Source organism: Flavobacterium odoriferum (assembly GCF_025499515.1).
Taxonomy (GTDB): domain Bacteria; phylum Bacteroidota; class Bacteroidia; order Flavobacteriales; family Flavobacteriaceae; genus Flavobacterium; species Flavobacterium odoriferum.
Window position 1 is genome coordinate 1 of the sequence record NZ_JAMKFA010000035.1, and the last position, 6175, is coordinate 6175.

Genomic DNA, 6175 nt, shown 5'->3' on the forward strand with positions numbered 1-6175 from the left:
TTTCACGAACTGAAAAATTCAACGCAACATTTATCCACAAAGTTTGGTTCGGTTTTCAATTTTCCGCAAAGTTTTGGGCTAAAAATTGTCTTTAAATTGCTAAAATCCGAGAATTGTCTTTGAAGGTTTCCACAAAGTTTGGTTTCGGTTTTCCTAAATTTTTTCGGCTGAGAATTGTCTTTGAAGGTTTTTCACAAAGTTTGGTTTCAGTTTTCCATTATCACGCAAGATTTTTCATTTATAAATTTCATTAATTTTCTTGCGAAAAAATAGGAGCGAAGCGTTATGTGGCAGTTCGGAAAATATATTGTGTGCAACGTTCTGCGGCTTGCTCTCAGTGGCGTTGAACCAAAACCAAGCCGTTACAAATATAACAAAACATTCCATTCAGCAGCGGATTTTCCGTAGGAAAATCCGGAAGTAGCCATTGAAGCAAACCGCTGTTATAGTACGTTTTTTATTTAGCTGGGATTGTTTTTTCAAGCCATTCTTCTGAACCTAAAAGATTCTTTTCAAGTATTTCATTTATTGAATTGAAATCTGATAGACATCCAATACAATTCCAAATCATTATTGGGGAATATTTAAGCTTAGTAATAATTTCTAATTCTTTTTCCGAAATTTTATATAAGTTTAATTTGTGAAGTCTTTCGAGAATTAATATCGCCATAAAAATTTTCTCACTATTTTTTGAATATAGATAAGAGTTTATTTCTTTATAGTTTTGACTATTAATTAATTTTGTTGTTTCCAAAACAAGTTTTGATGGACTACCATTTATACCGCAATTAAAACCAACTAATGTTTCATCTCTGTTGGTTTGAGCATGATTGCTAACTGTTGTTAAAGTAAAAAAAAGTATTAATATTAAAGCTTTCATGAAATTATTGCTTTTCGATTTTTAAATGTACTATAACGTTCTGCGGCTTGCTCTCAGTGGCGTTGAACCAACACCAAGCCATTACAAATATTACAAAACATTCCATTCAGCAGCGGATTTTCCGTAGGAAAATCCGGAAGTAGCCATTGAAGCAAACCGCTGTTGTACACAGTATTTTAATTAACAATTCAAGTCAGGATTTTTTTTGTGTAATTTTTTATCACCATAAAACATAAACCAATCAACAATTCGGTCATCAATTCTGTCAAATATGTCATCTTCCAGATAAGGTTGATTTTCAATTTTTATTTTATCTAAGTCAGTATTAATTTGTTCAATTGTTCCTGCGTCGAATATTTTTTTATCCGTTAGTTTTTCTCTCAAATATTCAACTAATATTCCATGACAATTTTTATTAAAATTTGCGTTTCCATTTCGGTGAGCTTCGTCACGTAATTTTTCAATTGCTCTTAGTAATTCACCTTGAACAGTTTCGGCTTGTCCAGATTTCGGCACAAAGTTTTGCCATATAAACTTACCTTTTTCTAAATATTCTTCAGAAGTCATATTTTTAGCATTTTTACAATTGGATAATATAACAATTAGGATTATGTATAAAGTATTTTTCATATTGTGTACAACGTTTCTGCGGCTTGCTTTCAGTGGCGATGAACCAGCTCCAAGCCAATACAAATATAGAAAAAACTTTAAATTAAGCAACTGTGCCATTGCAAAAAATCCCGAAACTCGCCATTGAAGTAAACCGGTGTTGTACCTAGTACTTTATTCCGTTATAGTTCCATATTCATTTAGGTAGTAAAGTTTTAATTTTTTCTCTTTTGTTGGACTATAATTTATTATTTCATATGATACAATTGGAGTTAATTTATTATTTTCCTCGTCTTTTTTTTCTTCTTCTATTAGGTTTTCAATCATGTCATATCTATTGTCTTTTAAGATAAAGAATAAAATACTACGAGAATTATTTTCATCTATTTTTGAATAGTCTTTTATATAGTCAGAATATAATTCAACTTTATAGTTCTTTTTTACATTTTCCTGAAAAAAATAAAATTTATCAGCATAGATTACAAAGCCTTTCATATTTGGCTCATCAAAACCTGTTTCTGTTAGAATTGTGATTTCATTGTTGTCCGTACCAAGATTTTTTAAAGCTAAAATATTTTTTAAAATTGTAATTTTATTTTCTGCATTATTTTTTTGGATAATTGCTTGTGATTCAAGGAAACCAACACCATATATTCTTTTATAATCAGCATCAATTTTAGGATCAATTTTACTTTTCATTTCATCAGTAATTTCAATTTCCCAAAGCGATTTCATAGAATTGAAATATTCTTCTGTTAAACTTTGTGAAAATAAATTTTGTGATAGAAGAATGATTATGATTAGTATTTTTGATTTCATAAATTATGAATTATATATGTTCGTTTTATAGTATTAGGTACAACGTTATGAGGCTTGAATTAATGGCGAGCCACAAACACAAACCATTACAAATATACACAAAACTTTAAATTAAACAACTGTGCCATTGAGGATTTTCCCAAGCCCAGCCATTAATGCAAACCGCTGTTAGCAGTAGTTATTTTAAGCGTTTTCCATTTTCGAAATATTCAGTATTTAAATCTCCATTATCTGTTATACAAAATTCTTTCCCGTGCTTTTTATTGTTTAAATATTCACAACTATAAATTAAAATATTTTTTTTATAAATTTCATTTAATGTCTTTTTGCCATTACTATCATAATGAGTAATTTCTTTTCTTTCGTTTTCAACAGAACTAAATTCTGTCTTTGTTTTTTTATTTTCGCTTTTATCGTAGTATAAAATCTCGGTTGAAACAATTTGAATGTCAAGATTGTAATATATTACATATTTAGTTAAATAACCATCTTTGTAAAATTCTTCGAAGACAATATGTCCGTTTTTTCTCTTAAATTCAGCAATACCAGTAAATACATTATTATCAGATTTTTTATAGTGAATTTTATCTTTTTTGTAAATTTCAAAAGTGTTTAGCTTTTCTTGAGAAAAAGTAGAATTGTATAAAAATATTAAAAATATTAAATATTTGAATTTCATTTTAGTTCTGATTTTTTATAATTACTGCTAACGTTTGGCTGCTTTGCATCAGTGGCTTGTGATTCAAGACTGACCACAACAAATATAGACAAAATTTTGATTCGTAGAGGTTTTTCCGAAGGAAAAACCAAGCCTAAGCCATTGTGCAAAACAGCGGTTAGGTGCAGTATTTTTATTCAATTTGTTTAATTTTATAAAAAATATTTTTTTGAATTAACTTTTCAGCATTTAAATGAAGTTTTTTTGGTCTAAACTCATTATAAAGTTCAACTTCTTCTTTCATTCTTTCACTATCTACTAATATTAAAAATTCTTCTGACTTTTTAAATTTTCTGAATTGTTTTTTTGATTCACTTTTGAATTTTTTGTAATCTAAATCTAAACTTTTTTTCACGTAACCATTTTCAAACTCAAAAATCAAATAATTTTCAGAATGAGCATCTGACCAGCCATATTTTTCAGTATAAATTGTTTCTCCATATGAAATTACCGTAACAGAAGATATATTCATTAATATTTTATCTTCTAAAGGAAAATAATTTTTAAAAACACTTTTCTCAACAAAGTGCAAAATGCCATTTTCATTTTTCTTTTCTACGAATATTTTCACATCAGTTAAAAAGAGTTTTTCATTTATAATTTCATATTTAAACATAAAGATATTAGAATTCGCAGTTGTTTCTAAAGCTTCTTTTGGAACAATAAAACCATTATCTTCAAAATATTTATGTGCTGGTGAAAAGTGATGCAATTCAAATTCTCTATCATTATATTTTAAAATATCAGGAATTTGTGGAGTTGAATATATTAAACAACTAAAAAATAAAAATAATATTGTTTGTATGATTTTCACGCGATTTTCAGTTAATATTGCACCTAACGTTCTGAGGCTTAAAAATGTGGCGAAAACCAGCACCAAGCCAACACAAATATACACAAAACTTTAAATTAAGCAACTGCGCCATTTCAAAAAATCCCGAAACCAGCCATATTTTTAAACCGCTGTTGTAAACAGTTTTTAAATTTTCGGAAACCATATTTTACAAAAGAAAATGTTCCTTTCAAATCTTTTGTTTATTTGAGTTAATTCCCATTTCGTGTATTCGAATATTTTTAAGTCTTCTGTATTAAATCCGTCTTTTGTCAAGTTTGTCGTAATTATTTCTTTTTCGGATTTCTTTTTTATACGTTTAAACTTCCTTTCTTTGAAATTAATTAAAATATGATAAACATTTTTAAAATCTTTAAATTCACAAAAGTATGCGTAATTTCCACATTCAGAAAAAGAGACATATTTAAAATCATTTTCCTCTGAAGAATTTATAGGACAGGCGTAATATTGGTTATTGTAGTAAATAATTTCTTTTTTAATATCTAGAAATGAAATTTTTGCTACAAACCAACCCCAATAAAAGTCAAATGGTTTTTGAATTTGGTAAAAATATTTTTTATTTGGGCTTAAAGTATTTATGTTGACTAAATTGTCACCCCAATTAAATTTGTATTTATTTTCGTCAATCATAGAATTGTTTACAACGTTAGGTAGCTTGGCAATGTAGCGGACTAAATTAGCCTTTCTCATTGTTTTATCACTACACATCAAAGATAAGTAAAAACTTTAAATTAAACACAAACCCCGCTATATTGCCAAACTGCGGTTGTAAACAGTTATTTTAAGTTCCAATTTGCTAAAATACTATCACATTCAATTTTAGTTATATTTCCAATATAAGGCTTTCCTGATTTCCTTTGTTTTTCACGATTTGTTAAACCAGGAGTTCCGCAAATAAATAGATCTCTATTAATTTCGTAATGATTGGCTTCAAAATAATCTTTATTTCCGTTTTCGTCTTCAAAATAGTAAGTTAATACTAAAATTTCATAGGTTGTACTATCAATATACTTTTCATATAAGTCTATTTCTGAGGTAATTTTGTTTTTCCAGAAAAAAATACTTGAATCAAATAGTATAGTTTTTTCTCGCAACATTGGTTTCTTACTTTCTATTAAACTTTCATATTCAATTCCTATTGGAACTACAGTTCCTTTAAAAATTAAGAAATACTTATCAAAAAAAGAATTATCATAATTCCATAACTCTAATTCTTTCCAATTATCCCAACTATATTTAGTTGATTTCATGTTTTTAGAAATTTCATGTAAACCAATTTTTTCTCTTTCGGAATTATATGCTTTTCCGTATTTATTAAATATAGAACTTTGAGAATAAAATGCAATGTTGTAGATTATTGAAAGCAATAAAATTGTAACAATAAATGAGATTAATATTTTTTTTCGTTTTTTCATAATTGTTTACAACGTTCCCACGCTTTACGACTGTTGCGTAATTAAGCAAGAAACACAACAAACACAAAAGAATTATTAAATTAAAAACAATTATTACTAACAAAGCCAAAACTAGCAATAGCGTAAAACGTGTGTTATAGTTAGTAGCGGTTTTTAAAACTGAATTTATGAGAAATGTACTTTTTAACTTATGGATATTAATTCCTAAAAAAACAGCTTGTTATAAGGCAGGAATTTGTGTAACGGATACTTATTTTAATTGGTTTAATCCACTAACATACATATATCTTTTATTTAGCGTAGTTAGAATAGGTTTTTTGTATTTAAAATACGGTAAAAACTTTTTAAATAGATAATTATGAAAATATCAAAATCAAGAATAGATTATTTTTTAGACAAAAAAGATAATGAATACAATCCGAATTTAGATAGTTTTAATTTATTAGCCAAAGGTTATAATGAAGCTATAAGAGATGTGAAAAAAGAAGTTGAGAAAATATCACAGTTTGAAGAAATGACTTTACCAACTGAAAAAGCAGAATCAATTGAGCAAATAATTATGGGCTTCAAATATGGATTATATAGCAATAAAGAAGCTGTCAGAAGAATTAAACAGAATTTTCAATAGAAACGTAAATGTAGCTATTGACTATAACGTTCTGTGGCTTGCTCTCAGTGGCGTTGAATCAACACCAAGCCATTACAAATATAACAAAACATTCCATTCAGCAGCGGATTTTCCGCAGGAAAATCCGGAAGTAGCCATTGAAGCAAACCGCTGTTGTAGGCAGGACTTTTATTAAAGTATTTTTTGAATCTTCAATTTTAATTCCTTAAACGCTTTTGTTAGATTTTCATATTCGTTTATCTTTACATAAAAC

At 27.6% G+C, this 6175-nt stretch carries 8 protein-coding genes; 1 reads left to right on the forward strand and 7 read right to left on the reverse strand.

The features are described 5' to 3' along the window. Positions 1 to 457: 457 nt before the first annotated feature. The 7 genes from M9Q43_RS13970 to M9Q43_RS14000 form a co-directional block, all read right to left on the reverse strand. On the reverse strand, positions 458 to 880 hold the full coding sequence (locus M9Q43_RS13970; protein WP_262319475.1) for a hypothetical protein: 423 nt from the start codon (positions 878 to 880) through the stop codon (positions 458 to 460). Between the two features lie 180 nt (positions 881 to 1060). Beyond that, on the reverse strand, positions 1061 to 1510 hold the full coding sequence (locus M9Q43_RS13975; RefSeq protein WP_262319476.1) for a hypothetical protein: 450 nt from the start codon (positions 1508 to 1510) through the stop codon (positions 1061 to 1063). 153 nt (positions 1511 to 1663) lie between these two features. After that, positions 1664 to 2308 carry a hypothetical protein gene (locus M9Q43_RS13980; protein WP_262319477.1) on the reverse strand — a complete coding sequence of 215 codons (645 nt, stop codon included), beginning with the start codon at positions 2306 to 2308 and terminating at the stop codon, positions 1664 to 1666. A gap of 178 nt (positions 2309 to 2486) precedes the next feature. Further along, positions 2487 to 2987 (reverse strand): hypothetical protein, encoded by a 501-nt coding sequence (locus M9Q43_RS13985; RefSeq protein WP_262319478.1) that lies wholly within the window; start codon positions 2985 to 2987, stop codon positions 2487 to 2489. Positions 2988 to 3159: 172 nt separating this feature from the next. Next, complete coding sequence (locus M9Q43_RS13990) at positions 3160 to 3840, reverse strand: hypothetical protein (protein WP_262319479.1); 681 nt, start codon at positions 3838 to 3840, stop codon at positions 3160 to 3162. 165 nt (positions 3841 to 4005) lie between these two features. After that, positions 4006 to 4569 carry a hypothetical protein gene (locus tag M9Q43_RS13995; RefSeq protein ID WP_262319480.1) on the reverse strand — a complete coding sequence of 188 codons (564 nt, stop codon included), beginning with the start codon at positions 4567 to 4569 and terminating at the stop codon, positions 4006 to 4008. 86 nt (positions 4570 to 4655) lie between these two features. Then, positions 4656 to 5294, reverse strand: coding sequence for a hypothetical protein (locus M9Q43_RS14000; RefSeq protein ID WP_262319481.1), 639 nt, complete (start codon positions 5292 to 5294; stop codon positions 4656 to 4658). Positions 5295 to 5652: 358 nt separating this feature from the next. Here M9Q43_RS14000 and M9Q43_RS14005 point away from each other — a divergent pair, with 358 nt between their 5' ends. Further along, positions 5653 to 5922, forward strand: a complete 270-nt coding sequence (locus M9Q43_RS14005) for a hypothetical protein (RefSeq protein WP_262319482.1) — start codon at positions 5653 to 5655, stop codon at positions 5920 to 5922. The last annotated feature ends 253 nt before the right edge of the window (positions 5923 to 6175 follow it).